20 protein-coding genes are annotated in these 24,868 nt (G+C 73.3%); 11 read left to right on the forward strand and 9 right to left on the reverse strand.

The features are described from left to right. Positions 1–364 precede the first annotated feature (364 nt). Positions 365–1,102: an SAM-dependent methyltransferase gene (locus B7C62_33855; protein ID ARF76716.1), complete on the forward strand. Its 738-nt coding sequence runs from the start codon at positions 365–367 to the stop codon at positions 1,100–1,102. 156 nt (positions 1,103–1,258) lie between these two features. Here the strand turns inward: B7C62_33855 and B7C62_33860 are convergent, their stop codons facing one another. The 3 genes from B7C62_33860 to B7C62_33870 form a co-directional block, all read right to left on the reverse strand. Then, complete coding sequence (locus B7C62_33860; protein ID ARF76717.1) at positions 1,259–1,630, reverse strand: hypothetical protein; 372 nt, start codon at positions 1,628–1,630, stop codon at positions 1,259–1,261. An 86-nt stretch (positions 1,631–1,716) separates the two neighbouring features. Continuing rightward, positions 1,717–2,529, reverse strand: a complete 813-nt coding sequence (locus tag B7C62_33865) for an amidinotransferase (protein ID ARF76718.1) — start codon at positions 2,527–2,529, stop codon at positions 1,717–1,719. Positions 2,530–2,546: 17 nt separating this feature from the next. Next, positions 2,547–3,491, reverse strand: coding sequence for a methionyl-tRNA formyltransferase (locus B7C62_33870; protein ID ARF76719.1), 945 nt, complete (start codon positions 3,489–3,491; stop codon positions 2,547–2,549). A gap of 214 nt (positions 3,492–3,705) precedes the next feature. Between B7C62_33870 and B7C62_33875 the strand changes: the two genes are divergently transcribed. Both B7C62_33875 and B7C62_33880 read left to right on the forward strand, forming a co-directional pair. After that, positions 3,706–5,280, forward strand: a complete 1,575-nt coding sequence (locus tag B7C62_33875) for an amidohydrolase (protein ID ARF76720.1) — start codon at positions 3,706–3,708, stop codon at positions 5,278–5,280. A 287-nt stretch (positions 5,281–5,567) separates the two neighbouring features. After that, a complete protein-coding gene (locus tag B7C62_33880) occupies positions 5,568–6,758 on the forward strand; it encodes an undecaprenyl-phosphate alpha-N-acetylglucosaminyl 1-phosphate transferase (GenBank protein ARF76721.1) in 1,191 nt (396 codons plus the stop codon). Positions 6,759–6,787: 29 nt separating this feature from the next. Here the strand turns inward: B7C62_33880 and B7C62_33885 are convergent, their stop codons facing one another. Then, the gene (locus tag B7C62_33885; protein ARF76722.1) at positions 6,788–7,675 is read right to left on the reverse strand and encodes a glucosyl transferase; all 888 of its coding nucleotides are present in this window, start codon (positions 7,673–7,675) and stop codon (positions 6,788–6,790) included. A 69-nt stretch (positions 7,676–7,744) separates the two neighbouring features. Here B7C62_33885 and B7C62_33890 point away from each other — a divergent pair, with 69 nt between their 5' ends. From B7C62_33890 to B7C62_33900, 3 genes are all read left to right on the forward strand, one after another. Then, positions 7,745–9,961, forward strand: coding sequence for a hypothetical protein (locus B7C62_33890; protein ARF76723.1), 2,217 nt, complete (start codon positions 7,745–7,747; stop codon positions 9,959–9,961). Between the two features lie 190 nt (positions 9,962–10,151). Next, entirely contained in the window at positions 10,152–11,093 is a 942-nt protein-coding gene (locus B7C62_33895; protein ID ARF76724.1) for a metallophosphoesterase, read from the forward strand. Then, positions 11,090–11,785, forward strand: a complete 696-nt coding sequence (locus B7C62_33900; protein ID ARF76725.1) for a phosphopantetheinyl transferase — start codon at positions 11,090–11,092, stop codon at positions 11,783–11,785. Before B7C62_33895 ends, B7C62_33900 begins: the two co-directional genes overlap by 4 nt. An 83-nt stretch (positions 11,786–11,868) precedes the next feature. On the opposite strand, the gene B7C62_33905 is transcribed toward B7C62_33900, so the two are convergent. Further along, entirely contained in the window at positions 11,869–12,681 is an 813-nt protein-coding gene (locus B7C62_33905; protein ARF76726.1) for a hypothetical protein, read from the reverse strand. Positions 12,682–12,946: 265 nt separating this feature from the next. On the opposite strand from B7C62_33905, the gene B7C62_33910 reads away from it, so the two are divergent. Beyond that, complete coding sequence (locus B7C62_33910; protein ARF76727.1) at positions 12,947–13,162, forward strand: cobalt transporter; 216 nt, start codon at positions 12,947–12,949, stop codon at positions 13,160–13,162. Between the two features lie 139 nt (positions 13,163–13,301). Further along, positions 13,302–14,060: a hypothetical protein gene (locus B7C62_33915; GenBank protein ARF76728.1), complete on the forward strand. Its 759-nt coding sequence runs from the start codon at positions 13,302–13,304 to the stop codon at positions 14,058–14,060. Positions 14,061–14,159: 99 nt separating this feature from the next. Here B7C62_33915 and B7C62_33920 read toward each other — a convergent pair whose 3' ends face one another. Further along, on the reverse strand, positions 14,160–14,822 hold the full coding sequence (locus B7C62_33920) for a hypothetical protein (GenBank protein ARF76729.1): 663 nt from the start codon (positions 14,820–14,822) through the stop codon (positions 14,160–14,162). A gap of 164 nt (positions 14,823–14,986) precedes the next feature. Next, a complete protein-coding gene (locus B7C62_33925; protein ARF76730.1) occupies positions 14,987–15,346 on the reverse strand; it encodes a hypothetical protein in 360 nt (119 codons plus the stop codon). 166 nt (positions 15,347–15,512) lie between these two features. Here B7C62_33925 and B7C62_33930 point away from each other — a divergent pair, with 166 nt between their 5' ends. Continuing rightward, on the forward strand, positions 15,513–16,478 hold the full coding sequence (locus B7C62_33930; protein ID ARF76731.1) for a pirin: 966 nt from the start codon (positions 15,513–15,515) through the stop codon (positions 16,476–16,478). Positions 16,479–16,492: 14 nt separating this feature from the next. Here B7C62_33930 and B7C62_33935 read toward each other — a convergent pair whose 3' ends face one another. After that, positions 16,493–19,885 carry an AfsR family transcriptional regulator gene (locus B7C62_33935; GenBank protein ID ARF76732.1) on the reverse strand — a complete coding sequence of 1,131 codons (3,393 nt, stop codon included), beginning with the start codon at positions 19,883–19,885 and terminating at the stop codon, positions 16,493–16,495. Between the two features lie 575 nt (positions 19,886–20,460). Between B7C62_33935 and B7C62_33940 the strand changes: the two genes are divergently transcribed. Beyond that, on the forward strand, positions 20,461–22,086 hold the full coding sequence (locus B7C62_33940; GenBank protein ID ARF76733.1) for an MFS transporter: 1,626 nt from the start codon (positions 20,461–20,463) through the stop codon (positions 22,084–22,086). Positions 22,087–22,268: 182 nt separating this feature from the next. Then, a complete protein-coding gene (locus B7C62_33945; GenBank protein ARF76734.1) occupies positions 22,269–23,951 on the forward strand; it encodes an alpha/beta hydrolase in 1,683 nt (560 codons plus the stop codon). A gap of 107 nt (positions 23,952–24,058) precedes the next feature. On the opposite strand, the gene B7C62_33950 is transcribed toward B7C62_33945, so the two are convergent. Continuing rightward, on the reverse strand, positions 24,059–24,787 hold the full coding sequence (locus B7C62_33950) for a hypothetical protein (protein ID ARF76735.1): 729 nt from the start codon (positions 24,785–24,787) through the stop codon (positions 24,059–24,061). Between the last annotated feature and the right edge of the window lie 81 nt (positions 24,788–24,868).

The following is a 24,868-nucleotide window of genomic DNA, read 5'->3' on the forward strand; positions in this document are numbered from 1 at the left end:
TGAGCGCCCTCGGCGAATCGGCTCGATCACTTGTTTGTTCCCTGTCGATCTGTTTCGTTCCCGGGAGTGTGACTGGACATCACTTCCCGGGCGGGCCCTCATGCGGGCCTGAGAGGAAACTACCGCGTCGAACAGGAGGGGCGGGCTCTCAAGCCCCTCCATGCAAAGTCATTCTTGCGCACACGGCATGGTGATCGATAGGGATCGATTTCTGTCACGATTCGACCGTGACCGGCGACGAAAAAGGCCGTTCCTATCCCCCTCGATCGCATTCGATCAGTGCATAGTCCAGCGAACCGCCCTGCGCCCGGTGAGAGCACAAATAAGTCGACAGGCCCTCCGGTACACGGCACAGTGGCCGACCATGACCAGCAGCGAACTGTGGACCCGTGCGACAGCCGAGCGCTACGACGCCGAGGAGGCCGAAAGGTCCTCCGCCGCCGCTCTCGGACCGGCTCTCGCCTTCCTCACCGAGCTCGCCGGAGACGGCCGCGCACTGGAGTTCGCCATCGGGACCGGACGCGTCGGCGTCCCCCTCCGGGAACGCGGCGTACCGGTCGTGGGCATCGAACTGTCCGAGCCCATGGCGGCGGTGCTCCGGCGCAAGGTGGACGAGGAGACGCTCCCCGTGGTCATCGGCGACATGGCCACCACCGTCGTCCCCGGCGGATTCACCCTCGTCTACCTCGTCTACAACACGATCACGAACCTGCTCACCCAGGACGAGCAGGTCGAGTGCTTCCGCAACGCCGCACGCCATCTGGAGCCCGGCGGCCGGTTCGTCATCGAGCTGGGCGTCCCGCCGCTGCGGCTGCTGCCGCCCGGTCAGGTCGCGGTGCCGTTCGACGTCTCCGAGCGGCACCTCGGCTTCGACACCTTCGACCTGGCCGAGCAGATTCTCGTCTCGCACCACTTCACCCGCGACGACGACGGCCGCTACCGCCGGGGCAACTCCCGGCACCGCTACGCCTGGCCGGCCGAGCTCGACCTGATGGCACGGATCGCCGGACTCGAACATGAACGCCGTGTCGCGGACTGGGACGGGACACCGTTCACCCAGGACTCCGCCAAGCACATCTCCGTATGGCGCAAACCGGCCTGAGGCCGGTCACGAGGCGATCGGACCCCCCATGGCCACAGCGGCTTCTCCTTCCGCGCACGCGTGAAGCAGGCCGGGACCCTGGCCGTCATCGCCGTCATCGCCGTCATCGCCGTCCGTCCGGACCGTCGGCTGCCGGGCCCGGGCCGTGAGGGCCCCTCAGACCTGGGCCAGGGCGTTGCGGACCGCGAGGCGGCCCGCCGCTCTGAACGAGCGGGGGGAGGAGTCGACCTCGTGCACGGTGAGCTCGCGGACCACGACCGCCGCCGCCACCGTCGTACCGGGTCCGAGGGCGGCGAGCTCCTCGTGGATGCCGGTGCGGAGCGCCTCGCAGAGCTCGGCGACGTCCTGCGCCGACCAGCCCGGGACCCGGGCCGCCATGTCGTCGACCTCGAAGGCGAGCCCCGGCTCCCAGGGTTCGAAGTCCACGACCACCCGGGCGAAGTCGGAGGGACAGCTCGTCTGCCGCGCGTATGTGGCCCTCACTCCGCGCAGGGGCCGGGGCGGGAACGCCGGGGGTCGCGTGGTCATGGCATCACCGTAACGCCCGGGCCCCACCGTGCCCTTGTGCGCGTCCGGACGCGCACAAGGGCACGGTGGGGGGAGACGACGTACGGTCAGGGCGCCGGGCGCAGCTCCAGCGTGCAGCACTTCACGCTGCCGCCCGCCTTGAGCAGCTCGGAGAGGTCCACGCCGATCGGGTGGAAGCCCCGGTCGCGGAGTTGTCCGGCGAGTGCGGTGGCGTTCTGGGGGAGGACCACATTGTACCCGTCCGACGTGGCGTTGAGGCCGAACACCGCCGCGTCCTCGGCCGAGGCGATCACGGCGTCCGGGAAGAGCCGTCGCAGGACGGCGAGGCTGCCGGGGGAGAAGGCCCCCGGGTAGTAGGCGACCGTCCTCTCGTCGAGCACCGTGAGGGCGGTGTCCAGGTGGTAGTAGTCCGGGTCCACCAGGGTCAGGCCGATCACCGGGCGGCCGAAGAACTCCTGGGCCTCGTCGTGCGAGCGGGGGTCGCTGCGGAAGCCGGTCCCGGCGAGCAGCAGGTCGCCCACGAGCAGATAGTCGCCCTCCCCCTCGTTGACGACGCTCGCGGTCCGCAGGTCCGCGAAGCCGTTGGCGCGCAGCCAGGCGTGGTACGCCGGACCCTCGGCGATGCGCTCGGCGTCGCGGAAACGCGCCACGAGCGCCCGCCCGTCGACGACCGTGGCGCCGTTGGCGGCGAAGACCATGTCGGGGAGGGAAGGGACGGGATCGATGGTGTCGACGGTGTGCCCGAGGCTCAGGTAGACCTCGCGCAGCCGCTCCCACTGGGCGATGGCCAGCGGAGTGTCGACAGGCTTCTTCGGGTCCATCCACGGGTTGATGGAGTAGACCACGTCGAAGTAGGTGGGCCGGCACATGAGGTAGTGCCGGGCACGTGCGGTACGCATGGGTGGGTTCCCGATCGTCAGGGGCGGCCGGTGAGATAGCCGCCCATCGAGGTGAAGTACTCGGTCGCGGGAAGTTCGCGGCCGTCCTCGGTCCGTACGCGGGTGATGGCCAGACCGTGGTTGCGGCCGGTCCGTGCATCGGCTCCGGCGACGATCACGACGCCGTCGCCCTCGCGGTAGAAGATCCGGCCCGGGGTTCCGCCGTAACGGCCCTCGGACACGACAGCGGAGACGACCTCCAGCCGCTGCCCCTTGTGGAAGGTGAAGGCGCTCGGATACGGAGCGGACTGGGCGCGGATCAGGCGCTCCAGGTCCTCGGCGGGCCAGGCCCAGTCGATACGGATGTCCTCCTCGGCCCGCTTGTGGAAGAAGCTGGCCCGGGACCGGTCCTGCGGGGTGAACTCGGTCTGCCCCGAGGCGATCAGGGCCAGAGCCTCGGTGGTGACCGGGGCGATGAGGTCGACCGTCCGGTGGAAGAGGTCGGTGGCCGTGTCCGTCGGTCCGACGGCGACCGAGCGCTGGATAACGATGTCACCGGCGTCGAGGACCTCGTCCATCAGATGGGCGGTGACGCCGACCTCCGGCTCGCCGTTGATGAGTGCCCAGATCAGCGGCGAGAAACCCGCGTAGGCGGGCAGCAGGGAGTCGTGGATGTTCAGCGTGCCGTGGACCGGCAGGTTGTAGATCTCCGGCGGAATCCAGGTGCGCCAGTTGTTGGCGACGATGATGTCCGGGGCCACCTCCTTCAGGCGGTCCAGCAGTCCGGCGTCCGGCCGGTTGCGGATGATCACGGGAATCCCGTGCTTCTCCGCCAGATCGGCCACCGAGTCGCTCCAGATCTTCTCGTAGGCGTGCTCGCTTCTCGGGTGCGTCACGACCGCCACCACGTCGTGCTCGGAGTCCAGCAGCGCTTGCAGGGTGCGGTGCCCCCAGGTCTGGTAACCGAACATGACGACCCGCATGGAGGTGCCTCCTTGGAAGGGGGTGGACCGGCGCTTCAGTAAAGCAAGGCTTACCTAAGAGCACAACGGCCCATGATTCACAGGGGCGTTGACGGCTGAGGGGCGGCTTGAATCGCACCGTGCCGTCGACAGGGAGGGGCGGGCGGGTTAGCTTGTCCCGGCCCGCTCTCCGGCCGTGCGCCGTGGGTCCGACCGCGACGGGGAGGGACCTCCCATGCTCTGTACGAGGCTGACGAACGCCCGCGTCCTCACGATGGACCCCCACCGCCCCATCGCCCGGGACCTGGGCATCTGGCGGGGCCGGATCGTGGGCCTGGACGAGGCGGTGACCGCCCTTCCCGCCCGTGAGGTGGTCGACCTCGACGGCGCCACCGTGCTGCCCGGCTTCATCGACAGCCATGTCCACCTGACCTGGGCCGGGTTGAAGGCCCGTACGCCGAGCATCGCCCCGTGCGAACGGATCGAGGACATCCTCGCCGTCGTGGACGCCGCCGCCCGCCGCCCCGCGCCTCCCGGGGCCTGGCTGGATGTCGCCGGGTACGACCAGCGGGCGCTGGGCCGCCATCTGACCGCCGCCGAACTGGACCGGGTCAGCCACGGCCGCAAGATCCTCCTGATGCACGACTCCGGACACGCCTGCGTCGTCAACACCGCCGTCCTGGAGCTGCTCCCGGACGGGGTGGAGCACGAGGAGGGCTTCCTCGCCGAGAGCGCCATGACGGCCGCCCGCAGGCTGCGGCTGCCGTACTCCCAGGAGGAGCTCGCCGACGCGATCGGGCACGCCGCCCGCGCCTGCCTCGCCGAGGGGATCACGGCCTGCGCCGAGGCAGGCATCGGCGGCGGGCTGCTCGGCCACAGCCCCGTCGAGCTCGGCGCCTACCAACTGCTCCGCGACCGGGGCGGGCTGCCCGTACGGGTCCAGCTCATGGCGGCCGGGGACACCCTGCGCCCCCGCGCGGCCCACCCCGACGACGGCTTCACCCGGGCCCTGGACCTCGGCCTGCGCACTGGATTCGGCGACGACCGGCTCTCCCTGGGCGCCCTGAAGATCTACACCGACGGCGGCATGATGGCACGCACGGCCGCGCTCACCTCCCCGTACGAGGGAACGGACGGCAACACCGGACGGTTCCAGGACGACCCCGGGCGGATCGCCCGCCTCATCGTCGACGGCCACCTCGCCGGCTGGCAGCTCGCCGTCCACGCCATCGGGGACCGCGCCGCCGACCTCGCGCTGGACGCCCTGGAGCAGGCCCAGAAGCTGAAGCCCCGGCCGGAGGCCCGCCACCGCATCGAACACGCCGGACTGATCCGCCCCGACCAGCTGCCCCGCTTCGCCGCGCTCGGCGTGAGCGCGGTGGTCCAGCCCAACTTCCTGCGGTACTTCGGGGACGACTACGCGACGGTGATGGGGGAGCGGCGGGCCGGCTGGATGTACCGGGGCCGGGGCTTCCTGGACCACGGCGTCACCCTCGTCGGCTCCTCCGACCGGCCCGTCACGGACGGTTCGCCGCTCCGGGCGATCCAGTTCATGGTCGAACGCGCCTCCGTATCGGGCCGGATCATCGGCGGGGAGGAGGCGATCGGCGTCGACGAGGCCCTGCGCGCGTACACGGTCGCCGGTGCCCACGCCTGCCACTGGGACGGTACGGCGGGCAGCCTCTCCCCGGGCAAGCGCGCCGACTTGGTGGTCCTCGGCGACGACCCGCACCGGGTGGACCCCTCGCGGATCGGCGACATCGAGATCGTGACGACGTACGTGGACGGCCGGGACACGCGGGACGCGTAGGGGGCCATGGGCCGTACGTGCCCGGCGTCGACAGCCCTCTCGTACGTGCCCGGCGTCGGCGGTCCTGCCGTACGCGCCCCGGTGCCGTGCGGCCCGAACCCGCACCGGTCGGGGTGCGGCCCGCCCAGAACAATACGGCGTCTTTTTCGTGTTATTCAGGGCGAATAGGGACATTGGCCCCGTAGGTTGGGGAGATCGCCAGGTGACCGGCGTCGTACGTCACCCCGACACCGCAACCGGACGCGCGCGCCGGGCCGCCGCTGTTCGAACGAGGAAAGGCAGGGCAGGTGAACGTGGTTGGGATCATCGCCTCCGCTGTGGCCGCGCTGTTCAGCACGGTCGTACTCGCCAAGGGCGTCCGCCGCGCGGCGCTCCGCTGCGGAGCCGGGCGCGAGCCGGGCGGGCGTCCGTCGCGGGCCGGGGCGGTACGCAGACTGGGCGGCGCCACGGTCGTCCTCGGCGTCGGCGCCGCTGTCGCCGCGGGCTGGGGGCTCGGCGCGGCGGGCGGCTCCGGCCGTGCCGTCGGAGGGCTGCTGGCGGGGGCCGGAGCCGTCGCCGCCCTGGGGCTCGTCCATGAACTGCGGCCGCTCCCCGTCCCTCTGCGGCTGGCCGTCCAGACGGGAGCCGCCACCCTCACCGTCTGCCTCGCCGGGCTCTCGCTCGCGGCGGGCGTCCCGGCCGTGATCGGGATCGTCCTCCTCACCAACGCCTTCGCCCTGCTCGACACCGCCGACGGGGCGCTGGCGACCGTCGGGGCCGTCACCGCCGCCGGGCTGCTCGCCTGCGCCGCCGTCGAGGGCCTGTCCGGGCCCGCCCTGCTGCCGGCCGCCCTCCTCGCCGGTCTCCTCGGCTTCCTGCTCCACAACTGGCACCCCGCGCGCATCCGCCCCGGCGCGTCCTGCTCCCTGTTCACCGGATTCGCCCTGGCCTCCTCCGGCGCGCTGCTCCTCGCGGCGGCACCGCCGGAGCGCGCCGCGTGGGCGGCGCTGCCCGTCCTGGCGACCGTGGCCCTCGCCGACACCGCTCTCGTCCTGGCGTCCCGCCGCCGCGCGTCCCGCCCCCTCCTCCGGAACGCGGGCGACCACATCACGCACCGCCTGCGCCGGGTCCGCGTCACCGTGCCCGGCACGGCCGTCGTCCTCGGCCTGTGGGCGGTGGTGCCGGTGGTGACCGGGACGCTGGTGTACGGGGGGCTGCTGCACCCCGCGCTCGTTCTCGTACCGCTGGCGGGCAGCGCGGCGGCCGTCCTCGCCCTGCTGAGGGTTCCGGTGTACGTGGCCCCGCCCAGGACCGGCACCCGCCGCCCGGCCACCGGAACCGCGCACCCGCCGGTCCCGTCGGCCCCGCCCGTCCCTTCCGTCCCGGCAGGCGGTACGCCGACGGGCACCGCCCCCGCCCGGACCGCCACGGGACGCCCCACCGTGCCGCCGCCCCCCGCCGCCCGCCCCACCGTCGGCCTCACCGCCGACCGGGGCTGAGGCGGGGGCCGTCCGCAGGCGCGGCCGGGTCAGGCCCGCCACCGGCCGAGCGTGGCGCGGGCCGCCGTGCGCGCGTACGGGGACACCATCAGGACCGGCGCCCACGGCCAGGTGTGGCGCAGGCAGTACACCCACCACTGGCGCGGCGGCAGCTCCGTCCCGGAGGTGACCCGGCGCAGCGCCTCCCGCACCCCGATCCCCGGCTCCAGGGAACCGGGGACGTCCGGCCCTCCCGCGCACACGCCCACGGGCGACGGGGCGACGAAGGCGGGGACCCCGGCCCGCCGGGCGCGGAAGCCGTGGTCGTAGTCGCCCATCCGGTGGCGGAACACCTTGTCGGGGTCGCCGACCAGGTCGTGCACGGCACGGGAGAGCAGCACCACCCGGCCGTCGTACGTGTCGCAGGGCTCGGGGCCCTCCCCGCCGGGCTCGACGAGCGTGAGGGACCGGCCGCGCCGCCCCGAGTACACCGTGGCCCCGTCCGGGTCCCGGACCGCGCCGACGACGACCGCCCCGGCCCCGACCGCGTCCGCCGCACCGAGGAGCACGGCGAGGGCGTCCGGGAACAGCTCCACCCCGTCGTCCAGCCACAGCTGGTGCGTCCAGCGGTGGCTCGGCCCGCCCGGCCTGCCGCTGAGCGAGCCGCCCCCGCCTCCGCCGCTGCGGCTGTTGCGGCTCGCGATGCGCAGCGCCTGGTTGCGCGGGACGTCCGGGCCCACCGACATGACCTCCACGGCCGGATGGAGCAGGCGAACGGCTTCCGGAGTACCGTCGGTGCTGCCCGTGTCGACCAGGTGCACACCCAGCGTGGCGTGGGCCGGGAGCCCGCGCCGGTCCTCCAGGGCACGCAGCGCCGCCAGGGTCCGCGCGCGCCGGTTGTGACTCGTCATCAACACGGCCAGGTGGATGGAGTGCACGGCGGGCTCCTCAGTGCTCGAATCTCATCATTCATGCATAAAAGCCGATAATCCGCATAGGCTGAGTGGGTGAGCGCCGCACCGATGGAGACCCCGTTCCCGCCCGAGCCCGGCCCCCTCGCCCCGAGCGGTACCCGCCGGACGGTGCGCGGGGTGGCGTTCGTCCTCGCCGCGCTCTCGGTGCTGACGGTCGCGCTCACCTCGACGGTCCGCGCCACCGTCCTCTCGCCGGGCTTCTACCAGTCCGTCCTGGACGAGGAGTCGGCGTACGACCGCCTCTACAGCGAGGTGCTCGTCGACCCGCAGACCGCCCCCGTCACCCGCGACCTCCTGGCCCACCTGCCCGTCCCCGAGGCGCTGGTGACGTCCAACGTCAAGGTCGTCCTGCCGCCCGCGACGGTCCGCTCGCTCACCGACCAGCAGATCCACGCGCTCACCGACTACCTGCGCGGCGACACCCGTGAACTGCGGCTGAACGTGGACATCGAACCGGTGCTGGCGAATCTGGCCGAGCTCGCGCGCATCTACTTCGGCGACCTGGTCGCCAACCTCCAGGACCAGGACGAACCCGACTTCGCCCGCTTCACCGCCGACCTCACCGCGGCCCTCGAAGCCCTCCGGGAGGGCCGGGCGCCCGCCCTGCCCGTCCTGCCGCTCACCGAGGACCAGGCGGCCCGCGCCGCCGACGTCCTGCTGTCCCTCGTGCCCGCGCGCGAACGGGAGGCCCTGCGCCCGGAGGTGGAGGTGGCCCTGGGGCGGGGTGACGTGGCGTCCGCGCTGGCGACGACGGCCGCCGCCGCGCTCGCCGACGGATCGCGGACGGCGGTGGCCGATCTGCGCACCACGCTCCAGGGCGGTACGTGGGACCTCACCGCGACCCTGGCGGCGGCGGGCAACGACCTCGAGGTCCTGGAGCGGGCGCGGGAGCGCGTACAGCGTCTGACGCAGCTCCAGATCCTCGCCACCGTCCTGGCCCTGGCCTCCCTCGCGGTGCTCTGGACCACCGGCTCCGGCGGCTCGGCCCGGCGGCTGATGGCGCTGGGCCAGGCGATGGCCTGCGGCGGGATGCTCGCCGCGGTGGCCGTCCTGCTGACCCGGCCGGTCACCGGGGGCCGGTTCCTCGCCACCGAGCCCTCCTGGCCGCCGAGCGTCACCGCCCTCGTCGAGGACCTCCAGCGCAACGCCGTGGACCAGCTGGTGGCCACCGGGCTGACCGCCGCCCTCACGGCCCTCGTCGGCGGGGTGCTCCTCACCGCCACCGGCTGGGCCTTCCTGGTGCGCCCGCGCACGCTGCCCGCGCCCACCGCCGTACGGGGCGTCGCCGCGGGCGTGACCTGCGCCGCGCTGGCGGGCGCCCTGCTCGTCCCGCCGGTCCTCGGCCCGTCCGCGCCCCGCCGCTGCCAGGGCAGCGCCGAACTCTGCGACCTGCGCTACGACGAGGTCGCCCACCTCACCGCCCACAACGCCATGTCCACCACCGCCGACCGCTTCATCGGTCCCCTCCAGGACCCCGACATCACCACCCAGCTCGACAGCGGGGTCCGCGCGCTCCAGCTGGACACGTACCACTGGGAGAGCCCGCAGGACATCGCCACCCGGCTCGACAACCCCGAGTTCACGCCCGAGCAGCGCCGGCTGATCTCCGCCGCGATCGACCGGGCCAACCCGCCGCGCGAGGGCCTCTGGCTCTGCCACAGCGTCTGCCGGGCCGGGGCGGTCGAACTGGTCCCGACGCTGGAGGACATCGGCGCCTGGCTGCGCGCCAACCCCACCGAGATCGTGACGCTGATCGTCCAGGACGACATCGGGGCAGAGGAGACCGAGGAGGCGTTCCACCGGGCGGGGCTCGGGGAACTGCTCCACACCCCGCACGAGGACCCCGAGGAGCCGTGGCCCACGCTGAAGGAGATGATCGACAGCGGCCGACGGCTCGTGGTGTTCGCCGAGAAGGCGGACGGCCCCGCCCCCTGGTACCGCAACTTCTACCGCTACGGGATGGAGACCCCGTTCGCCTTCCGCAGCCCCGACGAGATGAGCTGCGAGCCGAACCGGGGCGGTACGGACAAACGCCTCTTCCTGCTCAACCACTTCGTCACCAACGGCGGCGGCAGCCGACTGGACGCGGGCCGGATCAACGCCCGTGACTGGCTGCTGGAGCGGGCCCGGGCCTGCGAGGCCGAACGCGGCAGCCCGGTCAACTTCGTCGCCGTCGACTACACGACCGTGGGCGACGCACTCGGAGCGGTGGAGGAACTGAACAACCACCGTGCGGAGGAAGGCCGCTGACCCTGCGTCAACTGTCCTGCCGGGGCCGTGGGGTGAGCGCCGGACCGGGGCCGGGCGCTCATGAGAAGCTACGTGCTGGAGACCTCGCGGTCGTACGGACCACGGACCGGGCCGCACGATCGCGAGCGGACCAGACGGACAGGCAGAGCCGACAGGCAAGCAGAGCAGAGAGAACGGGGAACCAGCGCACATGACCGCTCCGAGCGACCCCGCACCGCCCAGCGGCGCCCCCGCCCCGCACGGCGCCGGACGCCTGCTGGCCGTGAGCGACCTCCACGTGGCGGTCACCGACAACCGGCCCATCGTGGAATCCCTCCACCCCACCTCCGAGGCGGACTGGCTCATCGTCGCGGGCGATGTGGCGGAGCGACCCGAGGACATCCGGTGGGCGCTGGGCCTCCTCGCGGAACGGTTCGCCCAGGTGATCTGGACCCCCGGCAACCACGAGCTGTGGACCCTGGACAAGGACCCGGTCCGGCTGCGCGGACAGGCCCGGTACGACCACCTCGTCGAACTCTGCCGCGAACTCGGCGTGCTGACCCCCGAGGACCCGTTCCCGCTCTGGCCCGGCCCCGACGGACCGGTGGCGATCGCCCCGCTCTTCCTCCTGTACGACTACACCTTCCGCGCCCCCGGAACGCACACGAAGGAGGAGTCGCTGGCCGTCGCCCACCAGTCCGGCATCGTCTGCAACGACGAGTACCTCCTCCACCCCGACCCGTACCCGACCCGGGACGACTGGTGCCGGGCCCGGGTCGCGGAGACCGAGCGCAGGCTCGCCGCCCACGACCCGGAGATCCCGCTCGTCCTCGCCGGGCACTGGCCGCTGGTCCGGGAACCCACGTCGATCATGTGGTACCCGGAGTTCGCCCAGTGGTGCGGCACCGAACTGACCGCCGACTGGCACCGCCGCTTCAACGTCTCGGCCGTCGTCTACGGGCACCTCCACATCCCCCGTACGACCTGGTACGACGGAGTGCGCTTCGAGGAGGTCTCGATCGGCTACCCGAGGGAGTGGCGCGAGCGGGGCCACCCGCGCGGCCTGCTGCGCCAGATCCTCCCGTACGAGCCGGAGTCCGCACCCCCGGCCCGTACCGGCACCGGTACCGCCACCTCCGGAGGTTCCCTGTGATCGAGCGGCTGCTGCCCGCGTACGTCGTCTGCGCCGCCACACGCGAGGTGACCGTGCCGGACGGAACCCTCTTCCCCGAGGAGGAGGCGATCGTCGCCAAGGCCCTGGCCAAACGCCGGAACGACTTCACGACGGCCCGGGCCTGCGCACGGCGGGCCATGCGCGGGCTGGGGCTGGAACCCGTCGCCGTACTCCACGGCAAGCGCGGTATGCCCCTGTGGCCCGACGGGATCGTCGGCAGCCTCACGCACTGCGACGGATACCGGGCGGCGGCGCTCGCCCGCGCGGCGGACGTCCTGTCGCTGGGGGTCGACGCCGAACCGCACGCCCCGCTGCCCGACGGTGTGGGGGCGCTGGTGGTGCGCCCGGAGGAACAGGAACGGTTCACCGGACCGCCCGCCGGGGAGGAGGGCGGCATCCACTGGGACCGGGTGCTGTTCAGCGCGAAGGAGAGCGTCTTCAAGACCTGGTACCCGCTCACGCTGACCGAGCTCGACTTCGACGAGGCGGACCTGACGTTCCACCGGGAGGGGGACCGCGCGGCCGAAGGGACCTTCACGGCACGGCTGTTGCGCACCGACCCGGCCCTGCCGCCCACGCTGGAGGGGCGGTGGCGGGTGGAGGGCGGCATCGTCACCACGGCGGTGCTGCTGCGGCCGGACTGGCGGGAGACCGGTGGCGCGGTCGGCTGAGCGGCTGGTCGACGGAGAGCGGGCCCCGGCGGCCGGTCGCCTTCGGTGGTCCGGGGACCTGTCCGGGAGTCCCCGGGGCCTGTTCAGGAGTCCCGGGAGGCGGTGAGCGGCCGTCCCAGCCGGACGTTCCACCGGCCCGCCCGCCCGCTGAGCTCCGTGAGGGCCAACGGGGCGACATCCAGCCGCCAGAACGCCTCCAGCGGCAGCGCCAGGGCGTGCACGACCGCCGACCGTACGACGGCGGGCTCGGCGACCGCGAGGAGGCTCCCGCCCCCGGGTCCGAGGACCCCGCCGAGTCTCTCCGTGCTGTCCGGTGTCTCCCGGCCGCCGGGAACCTGTGCGCCGCCGGAGGTCTCCGTACCGCCGGGAACCTGTGCGTCGCTGGAGGTCTCCGTACCGCCGGGAACCTGTGCGTCGCTGGACGTCTCCGTACGGCTGGGAACTTTTGTGCTGCCGGACGCCCCTCCACCGCCGGGTACCTCCGTACTACCGCCCGGCGCCTCCCCGCCGACGGTCCCGTCCAGCCAGCGGCCCACCCGCTCCACCAGTTCCCGCAGCGACTCGCCCCCGTGCGGAGCGGCCGAGGGGTCGCCGAGCCAGGCGGCCACGGCCGACGGTTCGGCCGCGCCCACCTCGTCGAGGCGCCGCCCGCTCCACCGCCCGAGGTCCCAGCCGGTGAGCGCCGGTTCGGGGGTCGCGGTCAGACCGAGCGCGGCGGCGGTCCCGAGGCACCGCTCGGAGGGGCCGCTCAGCACCGGGCCCGCCTTCGGCAGGGCGGAGGCCGCCGCCCGCGCGCTCCGCTCCCCGGCGCGGTCGAGCGGGGCGTCGCCGTCGAAGCGGGCCTCCCGGAGCGCCGCGTTCATCGCCGGTGAGACCAACATCACCCGTACTGTCATGTTCCTGCCTCAAGTCTTTCCGTGACGGCTCCAACGCCCTTGAACGGCGGGCGATTCGGGGCCCGAAGCTCAGCAGATTGCACCATGGCGGCGCCTGCGTACAGGCGGTATGGTCACGTCGACCATGACGACGGTGTGACGGAAGTCCGGTGGAAATCCGGCACGGTCGCGCCACTGTGAACCCGTATCTCCGCGGGAAGTCAGACCCGGCACCTTCGTCCGACGCACCACGACAGGGACGCGTGTTCCCACAGGAGGTTCCGCCATGGCTCAGTCCGCCGCTCCCGCGACGGGGGCACCCGCCATCACCCCGATCTCGGCCAAGGCCCTTGCCCCCTGGGCGGTCTTCGTCGGCATCCTGGCGCTCGTACTGCTGTACTTCGTCGGCGCCGAACAGGGCGCCACCGCGCTCATCTCGGGCGAGGGCGTCCACGAATGGGTCCACGACGGCCGCCACCTCCTCGGTTTCCCCTGCCACTGAGCCGCCTGCCGTACCCGGGCACACAGGGCCGACACGGCACACAGGACACACAAGGCACACAGGGCACACAAGGTGAACAGGCCCGGCCGACCGCGCCGGGGCACCGAACCAGGGAAACCAGAGAAACAGGGAACGTCTCGTGAACTCCATATCTGTCAGAGCGCTGCTCGTACGCGGCATGATCGCCGGTCTGATCGCGGGCGTGCTCGCCTTCGCCGTCGCCTACTTCCTCGGTGAGGCCCAGGTCGACGCCGCCATCGCGGTGGAAGAGGCGGGCAGCCACGACCACGGCGACGGCGAGGAGGACCTGGTCAGCCGCACCATGCAGGCCACCGGCGGACTCGCCACCGCGCTCCTGGTCTTCGGCGTCGCGGCGGGCGGGATCGCCTCCCTCGTGACCGCCTACGCACTGGGCCGCATCGGCAACTTCGGCGCGCGGGCCACGGCCGCGCTGATCGCCGGGGCGGCTCTGCTCACCGTCTACGTCGTGCCGTTCCTGAAGTACCCGGCGAACCCGCCGGCCGTCGGTGACCCCGACACCATCGGGAAGCGCACCGCCCTGTTCTTCCTGATGGTCGCCCTCAGCGTGCTGCTGGCCGTCGCCGCCGTGATCCTCGGCAAGCGGCTGGCTCCCGGCCTGGGCAACTGGAACGCGACCATCGCGGCCGCCGCCGCCTTCCTCCTGGCGGTCGGCCTCGCCTACACCTTCCTGCCTTCGTTCGACGAGGTCGGCGAGGATTTCCCGGCCAGCCTGCTGTGGAAGTTCCGGCTCTCGACGCTCGCCGTCCAGGCGGCGTTCTGGACCGGCTTCGGGCTGGTCTTCGGCTACCTCACCGAACGGCTGCTGGCCCCCGCGAACAGTGCGGGCTCGCCCCGTGTCGAGACTCCGGTGGGCTGACCCGGCCGGTCGCCTCGCCGCATCGCAGATCCACGGGAGAACCCGCCGGAGCGTGTCCGGCGGGTTCTCCCGTTTCTCCCGTTCCGGTGTGGCATCGCCTCAGGAGGGTGCGGGGGAGGGGGCGTCGCGTTCACGCAGTCCGTCCTCCATGAGCCGGGCGGTGTTCCCGACGATGGTCCCGAGGTCGTCGCGCACCTCGTGCTCCTCGCTTCCGTACGGGCCGTACGCGGTCACCGAGAGCAGAAGGTCGCCGTTCCGGAGGAGGAGGGTGCGGCCGGGGCGGCCCCGGTCGTCGGCCGGTCTCCCGTACGCGCTCTCATGGACCGGCTCCGGCACGCGCCCGTGCACCCGGTCCAGGTTCTGCTTGACGCGGTACGCGCGACGGGCGGGCTCGGCGTCCTCGTACACGGCGGCGGTGGCGCCGAGCTTCCAGAACTTCCCGTCCGGGCCCGTCAGATCGGCCAGACAGCCCATCTGCCGGTAGCGGGGCCGTGCGCCCTTCTCGCCGATGTCCTCCCGGGGTTCCGGGTCGGCGGAATCGGTGGTGGAACCGAGGGTGAACCCCTTGGCGAGCGGTGTGTCCGCCAGCAGTCCGCAGGGGCTGCCGGTCCAGCGGTGCACCCCCGGTGCGCGGGCGGTGAGCTTCTCCCCGGTCCCGGGCCCGTCCTCACCGCCGCCGGAACAGCCGGCCACGGCCACCGCCGCCGCGATCAGCGCGGCCATCCGTGCCCGGCGTAACGCGGTGTCCCTGGATTTGCGCATGCCCCCGCCCCCTTGTCCCGAAAAGCTCATTATCGGGTGCCCGTACCGGTGGGTAAAGGAGATCGGGGCCTGTACGGAGGCCGACGCGGCCTCGGCCTCCGTACGGCCCCGGCCCCGACCCCCGTACGGCCCCGGCCCCGGACCCCGTACGGACCGGCTCCGGTTCAGAGTCCGCCGTCCCCCGGCCCGAAGTCGCCTTCGAGCGCGGCGGCCATGCGCAGCTGCGTGGCCGCCTCGGTCCGCCGTCCCTGGCGCTCCAGGGTGCGCCCCAGCATGAGGCGCGCGTAGCTCTCCACCGGGTCGATCTCCAGCACCGCCCGCAGCGCCTCCTCGGCGGGGCCGAGCCGGGCGGAGTGGTAGTAGGCGCGGGCCAGCAGCAGCCGCGGCGCGACCTGCTCCGGCGCCTCCTCGACGAGCCCGCCGAGAATCCGGGCGGCCGTGACGTACTCCTTGGCCTCGAAGAACATCTGCGCCCGGTCCCACCGGTCGGCGGCCGTACCGAACTCGTAGTAGGTCTCGTTCACGTGTCCTCCTCGTCATCGCGGGGACCGCCCCTCGGTACGGGGCCGCCGGGGTCCCGCCCCGCCCTGCGTCCAACCGTGACAACACTCCATAATGGTTGAACATTCCACTAAAGCTTTGGCGTGGGGACCCGGCGCTCCACGCCCGTACGGGAATAGGTTGAGCGCCATGAGCAATCTCGATCGCCAGGCCACTCCCTCCGTCTGCGGAGGGCGCGGCTTCGTCGTCGCCGAGCCGGTCCGCGAACTCCTCACCCCCCGCCGCGTCCCGCTCGGCGAGTCCACCGAGGTGCGCCGTCTGCTGCCCAATCTGGGCCGCCGCATGGTGGGCGCGTGGGCCTTCGTCGACCACTACGGGCCGGACGACATCGCGGACGAGCCCGGTATGCAGGTGCCGCCGCACCCGCACATGGGGCTCCAGACCGTCAGCTGGCTCCATGACGGGGAGGTCCTGCACCGCGACAGCCTGGGCAGTCTCCAGACGGTGCGCCCCCGCGAACTCGGCCTGATGACCTCGGGCCGGGCCATCAGCCACTCCGAGGAGAGCCCGAAGCCGCACGCCAGGCTTCTGCACGGTGCCCAGCTCTGGGTCGCCCTCCCCGACGAACACCGCAACGTGGAGCCCCACTTCCAGCACCACACGGACCTCCCCACCGTGACCGCCCCGGGCCTCACCGCCACCGTGATCCTGGGCGAACTCGACGGAGCGGCCTCGCCCGGCACCGCCTACACCCCGATCGTCGGCGCCGACCTCACCCTGACCGCGGGCGCCGAGACCCGCCTCCCGCTGGACCCGGACTTCGAGTACGCGGTCCTGTCGATGTCCGGAGAGGCCGAGGTCGACGGCGTGCCCGTCCTGCCCGGCTCGATGCTCTACCTCGGCTGCGGCCGTACGGAACTACCGCTGCGGGCCCTGTCCGACGCGGGCCTGATGCTCCTGGGCGGCGAGCCGTTCGAGGAGGAGATCGTGATGTTCTGGAACTGGATCGGACGCTCCCAGGCGGACATCGAACGAGCCCGCGAGGACTGGATGAACGGGACCAGGTTCGGCGAGGTGAAGGGGTACGACGGCGACCGGCTCCCCGCTCCCGCCCTGCCTCCGGTGCCGCTGAAGTCCCGGGGCCGCGTGCGCTGAGCCGGTGCGTTCCCTCACGCGGACCCCGCCGCATGCGGCCCGGGGCGCCCGTCGGGGCGCGGTGCGCTGCTCGTGACATCCGCCGTGTGGGGCTCGGGATGTCCGTCCGGGCCCGGTTCGGCGCCCCGGGCGAACTCGGCCTCGTACGCCGCCCGGCCGAGGGCCTCCGCGGCCCCGGCCGCGATGCGGTCGATGTCGTGCCGTTCCCCCTCCGGCAGCGGCGCGCGGACCGCAGCCCTGGCCGCCGTCGCGGCGCCCAGGAGGCGGGCGGCCGGTTCGGGCCGGCCGGCCAGCAGCTCCGCTCCGGCCAGCCCCTCCAGCGCCAGCGCGACCGCCAGCGGGTCACCGGTGGCCCGTGCCACCGCCAGAGCCTCCCGTTGCAGGCGCAGCGCTCCGTCGGCGTCGCCCCGCAGTTCGGCGGTGAACCCCAGCTCGACGAGGATCAGCGGGGGTGTCCGCGGTTCGTACCCCATCCGCCGGTGCAGGGCGAGGACGCGGCGCATATGGGCCTCGGCCGCGTCGAGCCGACCGGCCCTGCGCGCCCCCAGGCCGAGGCCGATCTCGGCGTACTGCTCCCCGAACGCGTCCGACTGCTCGGCCGCGAGGCGCCGCGCCCGCTCGTGCAGCTCCCGGGCATGCGCCAGGTCCCCGGTCAGCAGCGCCAGTCGGCCGAGGCCGGAGAGCTGGAGGGTGACGTCCCGCCGGAGGCCCAGGGCCTCCGCCGTCAGCAGACCCTCCCGGTACAGCCGTCCGGCGTACGCGTAGTCGCCGACGGCCTCCGCCAGGGTCCGCAGCGGCACCATCGCCTGGAGCTGCCCCCACTGGTCGCCCAGTTCCCGGAAGAGTGCGAGGCTCTCCTCGCCGTACCGCCGCACGGCGTCCAGGTCCCCCCGCAGCTTCACGTGGTACGTGAGGCTGCCCAGGGCCGCCGCCGTGCCCCACCTGTCACCGAGCGAACGGAAGGTCTCCAGGGCGCGGGTGGCCAGCTCCTCGCTCGGCGCCAGGTCCCCGATGCCGTACAGGGTGGACGCCAGGAACCACTGGGACCTGGCCCGCCCGCCCGGGTCGTCCACCGTCGCGTACGGCCGGAGCGCCGCCTCGTACGCCGCCCGCGGATCGGTGCTGCCATGGAGCGCCAGCCGGACACCGCCCAGCCAGGCGGTGGCCCTGGCCACCGACAGGGCGCGGGCGGCGGCCTCCTCGGGCGTTGCCGGAGGGGCGCCGTCGGCGGTGGACAGGGCGAGGGACAGGGACCGCTCGGCCTCATGGCCGCGACCGCGCAGCCGCCAGTACCAGGCCAGCGCGTTGACCAGGCGCAGCGCTCCGTCCGCCTCCCCTTCCTGTACGGCGTCGGCGAGCGCCGCCCGCAGGTTGGCGGTCTCGGCGTCCAGGCGGCGCAGCCACTGCCGCTGCCCGTGGCCCCGCAGATGCGGGTCGGCGCGCTCGGCGAGCTCTGTGTAGTAGGCCCGGTGGAGCCGCCTCGCCCTGTCGGACTCGCCGCTCTCCCGCAGGCGTTCGGTGCCGTACGCCGCCACCGATTCGAGCAGCCGGTAGCGGGGGCCGTCCGCCGTTTCGGTCATCACGACCAGCGAGCAGTCCACCAGCCGGGCCAGCAGGTCCAGCACCGGAGTGCGGCCGGGTTCTTCGGCTGCGCAGACCGCCTCGGCCGCGTCCAGGGTGGCTCCGTCGGCGTGCACGGACAGGCGCCGCAGTACCGCGCGCTCCTCGTCGTCAAGGAGACCCCAGCTCCAGTCGATCACCGCCCACAGGGTCCGCTGCCGTTCCGGAGCGCCGCGTGAGCCCACCGAGAGCAGCGGGAACCGGTCGTCCAGACGTGCCGCCAACTCGGTCACCCCCAGGGCCCGGACCCGGGTCGCGGCCATCTCCAGGGCCAGCGGGATACCGTCGAGGCGGCGGCAGATCGAGACGACCGCCTCCACGTTGCCCCGGTCGAGGACGAAGCGGGGAGCCGCCGCCGTGGCACGCGCCACGAACAACTCCACCGCACCGAAACGGAGTACGGCCGCGGGGGTGAGGCCGGCCGCGGAGTCGGGGTGCCGCAGCGGCTCCACCTCCTGGAGGTGTTCCCCGGTGATGCCCAGCGGTTTCCGACTGGTCGCCAGGATGCGCAACCCGGGTGCCGCTGTGAGGAGTTGGCCTGCCAGCTCGGCCACCTCCTCGACCACATGCTCGCAGTTGTCGAACACCAGCAGCGCCGGTTCGTCGCCCAGCGCGTGCGCGAGCCGGTCGGCGGGCACGAGCGGTGCGCCCCCGGCCGGGTTCGGGCCGGAGTCGTCGCGTACGCCGAGAACCGCGCCGACCACCTCGTGCACCCCGGCGGGAGAGACGCCCGCCCGGTCCCCGGCCGCCCCCGCCGGGCCCCGGGGCGGGGCGAGCGCGGCGAACTCGGCGAGGCGCACCCCGCCCGGGAAGCGGTCGGCGACCCGGGCGGCCGTCTCCAGGGCGAGCCGGGTCTTGCCGACACCGCCCGCACCCGTGAGCGTCACCAGCCGGTGGGCGGCCAGCAGCGCGCGGAGCTCGCCGGTCGCCCCGGACCGGCCGACGAGTTCGGTCAGCGGGACCGGCAGGCCGGGGGCCGGGTGTACGGACGGGGGCGCGGGGGAGCGGGAGGGGGCGGTAGGTGGAGTCGTGGCCGTGGTCAGGGCGGGGTCCTGGGCGAGGATCGCCCGGTGCAGTGCGGTGAGTTCAGGGCCCGGGTCCACGCCCAGCTCCTCGGCCAGCCGCCCGCGCAGATCCGCGTAACTGCTCAGCGCCGCCCCTTGTCGGCCCGCGAGATACAGGGCCCTGATCTGCGCGGTGCGCAGCCGCTCGCGCAGCGGGTGCAGTGCGACCAGCTCGATCAGCTCATCGGCGACCCGGGCGTGCTCCCCCAACTCCAGCCGCACCTCCGCCTGTTCCTCCAGCGCGGTCAGCCGCTCCTCCTCCAGCCGGTCCCGTGCGGCGCGGGCGAACCCGGCGTCGGGGAAATCGGCGAACGCGGGACCGCGCCACACAGCCAGTGCGTCCGCGAGCAGCGCCGCCCGCTCCCGCAGGCCGTCGGTGGACCGTGCCCGGGCCGTCAGCCGGTGGAACCGGCCGGAGTCCACCTCGTCCCCCTCCGCACGCAGCCGGTACCCCGAGGCGAGGGAGACCACGAGCCCGCGCCCTCCGGGCTCGGCCTCCTCCAACGTGCGGCGCAGCTGCCACACCTTGGTCTGAAGAACCCCTGCGGGATTGCGGGGCGGCTTGGAGCCCCACAGCTCGTCGACGAGCCGGTCCGCCGACACAGGGTGTCCCTGCTGGGCGAGGAGGAGGGCCAGCAGCGCGCGGACCTTGAGCTCCGGCACCCGGACCGTCCGCCCGTCCGCCGTCCACACCGCCAATGGCCCGAGCACCCCGAAACGCATGTGATCACGCTAACCCAGGGCAGGAGCGGGACCGGCACGCCGGTCCCGCTCCTGCCCCCCCGGCCGCTGCGACCGTCCCCTTCTCCTGTTCCGCCGCCACCCGCACTGTTCACCGGCTTGTCGGGACCGGTCGCCGGTCACCTACCGCCGGTGGCCCGCCACCGGCCACCGCCGCCCGGCCGGGAACTGGCCGGGACCGGCCGGGAGAGACCGAGGAGAGGACCCGGGAGGGGCCCGGGAGAAGTCCAGGAGAAGTCCGGGAGCGCTCAGGCGCACAGTCGGCGCAGGACGAGCCGAGAGGCCCAGAGCCCCAAGGGGCCCGAGTCCTCCTCGGGCGACCGGTCGTTCCGGCTGTCCCGGTCGTCCCGGCTGTCCCGGCTGTCCCGGTCGTTCCGGCTGTCCTGGTCGTCCTGGTCCCGGTCGTCCCGACGGGACACCTGCGCCCAGGACGTCCCGCGCCGAGCGCACCGGCCCCGGCCGGGCCGTCAGCAGGAACGCCGGCCATCGGCGGGACCCGATCCGGCGCGCCCCGTACGGCCGCCGCTCCCCACCCACGTACGACGGAAGGAATCCCCATGTCCTCGAAGGCCGCCGCAGCCTCCGTGCCGAAGGCGGGCGCCCGGGAATGGGCCGGGCTGGCCGTGCTGGCCCTGCCCACGCTGCTGATCTCCCTCGACCAGAGCGTCCTCTTCCTGGCCCTGCCGCACCTGGCCGAGGCCCTGCGGCCCACCGGCACCCAGACGCTGTGGATGATGGACATCTACGGCTTCATGATCGCCGGCTTCCTCATCACCATGGGCACCCTCGGCGACCGGGTGGGCCGCCGCAGGCTTCTGATGATCGGGGCGGTCTGCGTCGGTCTCACCTCCCTGCTCGCCGCCTACTCCACGAGCGCCGAGGCACTGATCGCCACCCGGGCGCTGCTGGGCATCTCCGCGGCGACGCTGATGCCGTCCACCCTGGCCCTGATCAGCAACATGTTCCACGACCCGCAGGAGCGCGGCCGGGCCATCGCGGTGTGGGCCAGCTGCTTCATGGCGGGCACCGCGCTCGGCCCCGTCGTCGGCGGCGTACTCCTGGAGTACTTCTGGTGGGGGTCCGTCTTTCTGCTGGGCGTGCCGATCATGGTGATCCTGCTGGTCCTGGCGCCGGTTTTGCTGCCCGAGTACCGGGATTCCGGAGCGGGGAAGGTGGACCTGCTCAGCGTGGTCCTCTCGCTGGGCGCGATCCTGCCCGTCGTCTACGGGCTCAAGGAGCTCGCCAAGTACGGCTGGTCGCCCGGGTCGGCCGCGGCGGTCCTGGTGGGGCTCGCGGTGGGCGCGGCGTTCGTGGCGCGGCAGCGCGGGCTGGAGAGCCCGCTGCTCGATCTGCGTCTGTTCCGCAGCGCCTCGTTCAGCTTCGCGCTGGTGGTCCTGCTGGTCTCGATGGTCGCCATGGGCGGGTTCTACCTCTTCGTCACCGGCTACTTCCAGATGGTCGAAGGTCTCTCCCCGATGGAGGCGGGCCTGTGGATGGTGCCCTCCGCCCTCGCCTCCATCGTCTCCGCGCAGCTTGCCCCGACCCTCCTGAAGCGGCTGCCGCTCGGCGTCGTCATCGGCCTGGGCCTGGGCATCGGCGCGGTCGGCTATGTGCTGATCGCCTTCGTCGGCCCGGTCGGCGGACTGCCGCTGCTGGTGGCCGGGTTCATCGTCGTGTTCTTCGGCAGCGGTCCGGCCGGGGCGCTCGGCACCAACTTGGTGGTCAGCTCCGCGCCGCCGGAGAGGGGCGGATCGGCCGCGGCGCTCTCCTCGATCAGCGGTGACCTGGGGGTGGCCCTGGGCATCGCCGCCCTGGGCAGTCTCGGCAGTGCCGTCTACCGCAGCGGGGTGCAGGTTCCTGACGGGCTGCCGGCGGAAGCCGCCCGGGCCACCGGGGACAGCCTGGAGAGCACCGTCGCCGCTGCCCAGCACCTCTCGCCGGAGCTGGGCGGACAGGCGCTGGCCGCGGCCCGTGACGCGTACACCGGTGGGCTGAACGCCGTCGCCGTCGTCTGCGCCCTGGTCGCCGCCACCACCGCCGTCATCGCGATGACCGCCCTGCGCGGCGTCGGCGCCCCACGGGGCGGGCCCGGACCGGACGCCCCCGATGAGGTGTCGGCCCGTACCGCCGATGCCGACGCCGACGCGGAGGGGACGGGAGTGCGGGTCGTGCCGGAGCGGTGAACGGGGGCGGGACGGGACGGGGCGGGGCGGGGTTCTGCGTACCCCTACAACTCGGGTATCACGCACGTCTTTTGCCTCATCCCCAAGGGGGAGAAAAGTGCGGCCGGGGGAGGGTTTCGTACATACAGCCGGTTCCTGAATGATCCTCCCTGTCCCAACCTGCCACCGGAAGGACCGATAACGTGCGCAGACGACGTCTCGCGCCCCTGCTGGCCGTGGCTCTTACGGCAACGCTGGCTCCGGCAGTCGCCACCTCGACGGCCACGGCCGCCCCGGCCACCCCCTCCGCTCCGGCCGCCTCCTCCGCCGCCGCTTCCGCCGCCTCCCTCGCCGGTACGGGCGCGCTGCAGCGGTACGTGAAGCAGAAGCCGAAGTGGAAGCGGTGCGAAGCCTCCGCCCCGGCGGCGTTCCAGTGCGCCACCATCAAGGTCCCGCTGGACTACCGGGCTCCCGGGGGCAAGCGGATCGACCTCGCGATATCCCGGATCAAGAGCACCGCGCCCGGCAAACGGCACGGCGTCCTGCTCTCCAACCCCGGCGGCCCCGGGGGCCAGGGCATCTACCTGCCGCTGGCGTTGCAGGAGGAACTCCCCGCGTCCGCGCGGCAGAAGTACGACCTCATCGGCTTCGACCCGCGCGGTGTCGGCCGGAGCAGCCCGGTCACCTGCGGCCTGACACCGGACGAGGAGGAGTGGCTGCGCCCGTACAAGGCGGAGACGTTCGCCAAGGACGTCGCCTGGGCGCGCAAGGTCGCCGAGAAGTGCCGCAAGAAGGCGGGCGCCACGCTCCCGCACATCACCACGCGCAACACCGCCCGCGACATGGACCTGCTCCGGGCGGTCCTCGGCGAGAAGAAGATCTCGTACGTGGGGTACTCGTACGGCACCTATCTGGGCGCCGTCTACACCCAGCTCTTCCCGGGCCGGGCCGACCGGTTCGTGCTGGACAGCGCGGTCGATCCGGCGCGCGCCTGGCGGGGCATGGTCCAGTGGTGGGCGGAGGGCGCCGAGCCCGCGTTCGACCGGTGGACCGGGTGGGCCGCCGCGCGCTCGAAGACGTACGGACTCGGCGACACGCCGAAGAAGGTCGACCGGACCTTCTGGGAACTGGTCGCGCAGGCCGACGAGAAGCCCATCGAGCTGGACGGCTGGCTTCTCACCGGTGACGACATCCGCATGGGGATGCGGGCGGCCTTCTTCAGCCCGAAGGCCGCCTCCGAGACGCTCGTCGAGCTGAAGAAGGCCGCGGAGGGCCGGCCCGCCTCCGCGAAGAAGCTCACGGCCTTCACCGGGCCCGCCGGGACCGGGGCGGCGCGCAAGGCCGCCGCCGAGGTGCCGGCCGACAACATGACGGCGAGCTTCTGGACCGTGGTGTGCGGCGACAACTCGGCCGCCTGGCCCCGCGATCCGGAGCGCTACCGGCAGGACGCCATCGCGGACAAGGGCCGTTACCCGATCTTCGGCGACTTCGCGTCCAGCATCAAGCCGTGTGCGTTCTGGGGCACGTCCGTGGAGCCGGTGACCAAGGTGAAGAACAAGGTCGGTTCCCTGATCGTCCAGAACGAGTGGGACTCGCAGACCCCGCTGCCCAGCGGCCAGGCCCTGCACGCCTCCCTGAAGGGCTCGAAGATGGTCACCGTCCTCGGCGGCGAGGGCCATGGCATCTACCCGAGCGGCAACCCGTGCACGGACGGCACGGTCAACCGCTACCTGCTCACCGGCAAGCTCCCGTCGAAGGACGTCAACTGCCGGGCGACCGAAGCCTCGAACGCGGAGGCACGGCAGAACCAGCAGCGGGGAGAGGTTCCCGGATCTCCGCTCCCGGAGCGTGGCCCGGACCGGTTCGGAGTCCCGTCGCACCACTGACGGCCGCTTGACCCACCGATAGAGACCCACCGATAGAGGGGGCGGGGCCTCGCGCCGAGGCCCCGCCCCCTCGCGCGTCGGAGCCGACGTCGTGGTGGAGACCGGTCTCAGTCCAGCAGATCGCGCGGGCCCACCGGGTACGCCTCCAGGCCGGGCGCCGCCAGCAGATCGGCGATCAGCTCCGGGGACCCGCCGACATACGTGCTCACCAGGTCCACGTCCCCGCCGACGCACCACGCACGGTCCTCGGGCCACCACAGGTCGGGCAGCTCCGCGAACTCGTCCAGCTCCACCGGGGACACGGCGTCCTCCAGCGCCCCCGAGAGCAGCACCTCCTCGCGGCCCGGCGTGGAGAAGACGGGGAAGCGGCCGAAGTCCCACCGCCCGTAGCCGTGCCACAGGCCGAACCAGCAGCTTCCGGCGGTGGCGGTGTGCCGGGCCAGGACGGGGATCAGCGCGCGGGCGACCTCCGGCGGGGTCGGGCCCTCCGCGGCGGGCTCGTCCCAGACACCGGGCAGCCCGCCGTCCGGGCCGCTCCGGTGGTCCATGTCCGTGCCGATCAGCTCGTGCCAGCGGGTGCGCGGGCCCACCGGGCGCCCGTACGCCGCGCCCAGGTCCGCCCAGCGCACCGGCCGTCCGTCCAGCGCCGCCGGGTGCGGGAGGCGCGCGTAGGCCGCGAAGCCGGGGCCCGAGACCCCCGCCACCCTGCCGAAACCGCCCTTGGCCTCGGTGCGTTCGGTCAGCCACCGCGCCGGGCCGAGCCCGTCGGCGCGCACGCGCAGTCGGCCGTAGTGGTCGGGGGCCGCGTCACGGTCCACCCGGGGAGCGTCGTCCATGGCTGAGGTCCACCCGTCCGGTCGGGCCGCCCGGCCGGTGGCGGCACCCTTGCAGTCGATCAGTCGATCAGTATCGTAGCC

Origin of the sequence: Kitasatospora albolonga (genome assembly GCA_002082585.1) — a bacterium.
In the GTDB taxonomy this organism is placed as follows: Bacteria; Actinomycetota; Actinomycetes; order Streptomycetales; family Streptomycetaceae; genus Streptomyces; species Streptomyces stephensoniae.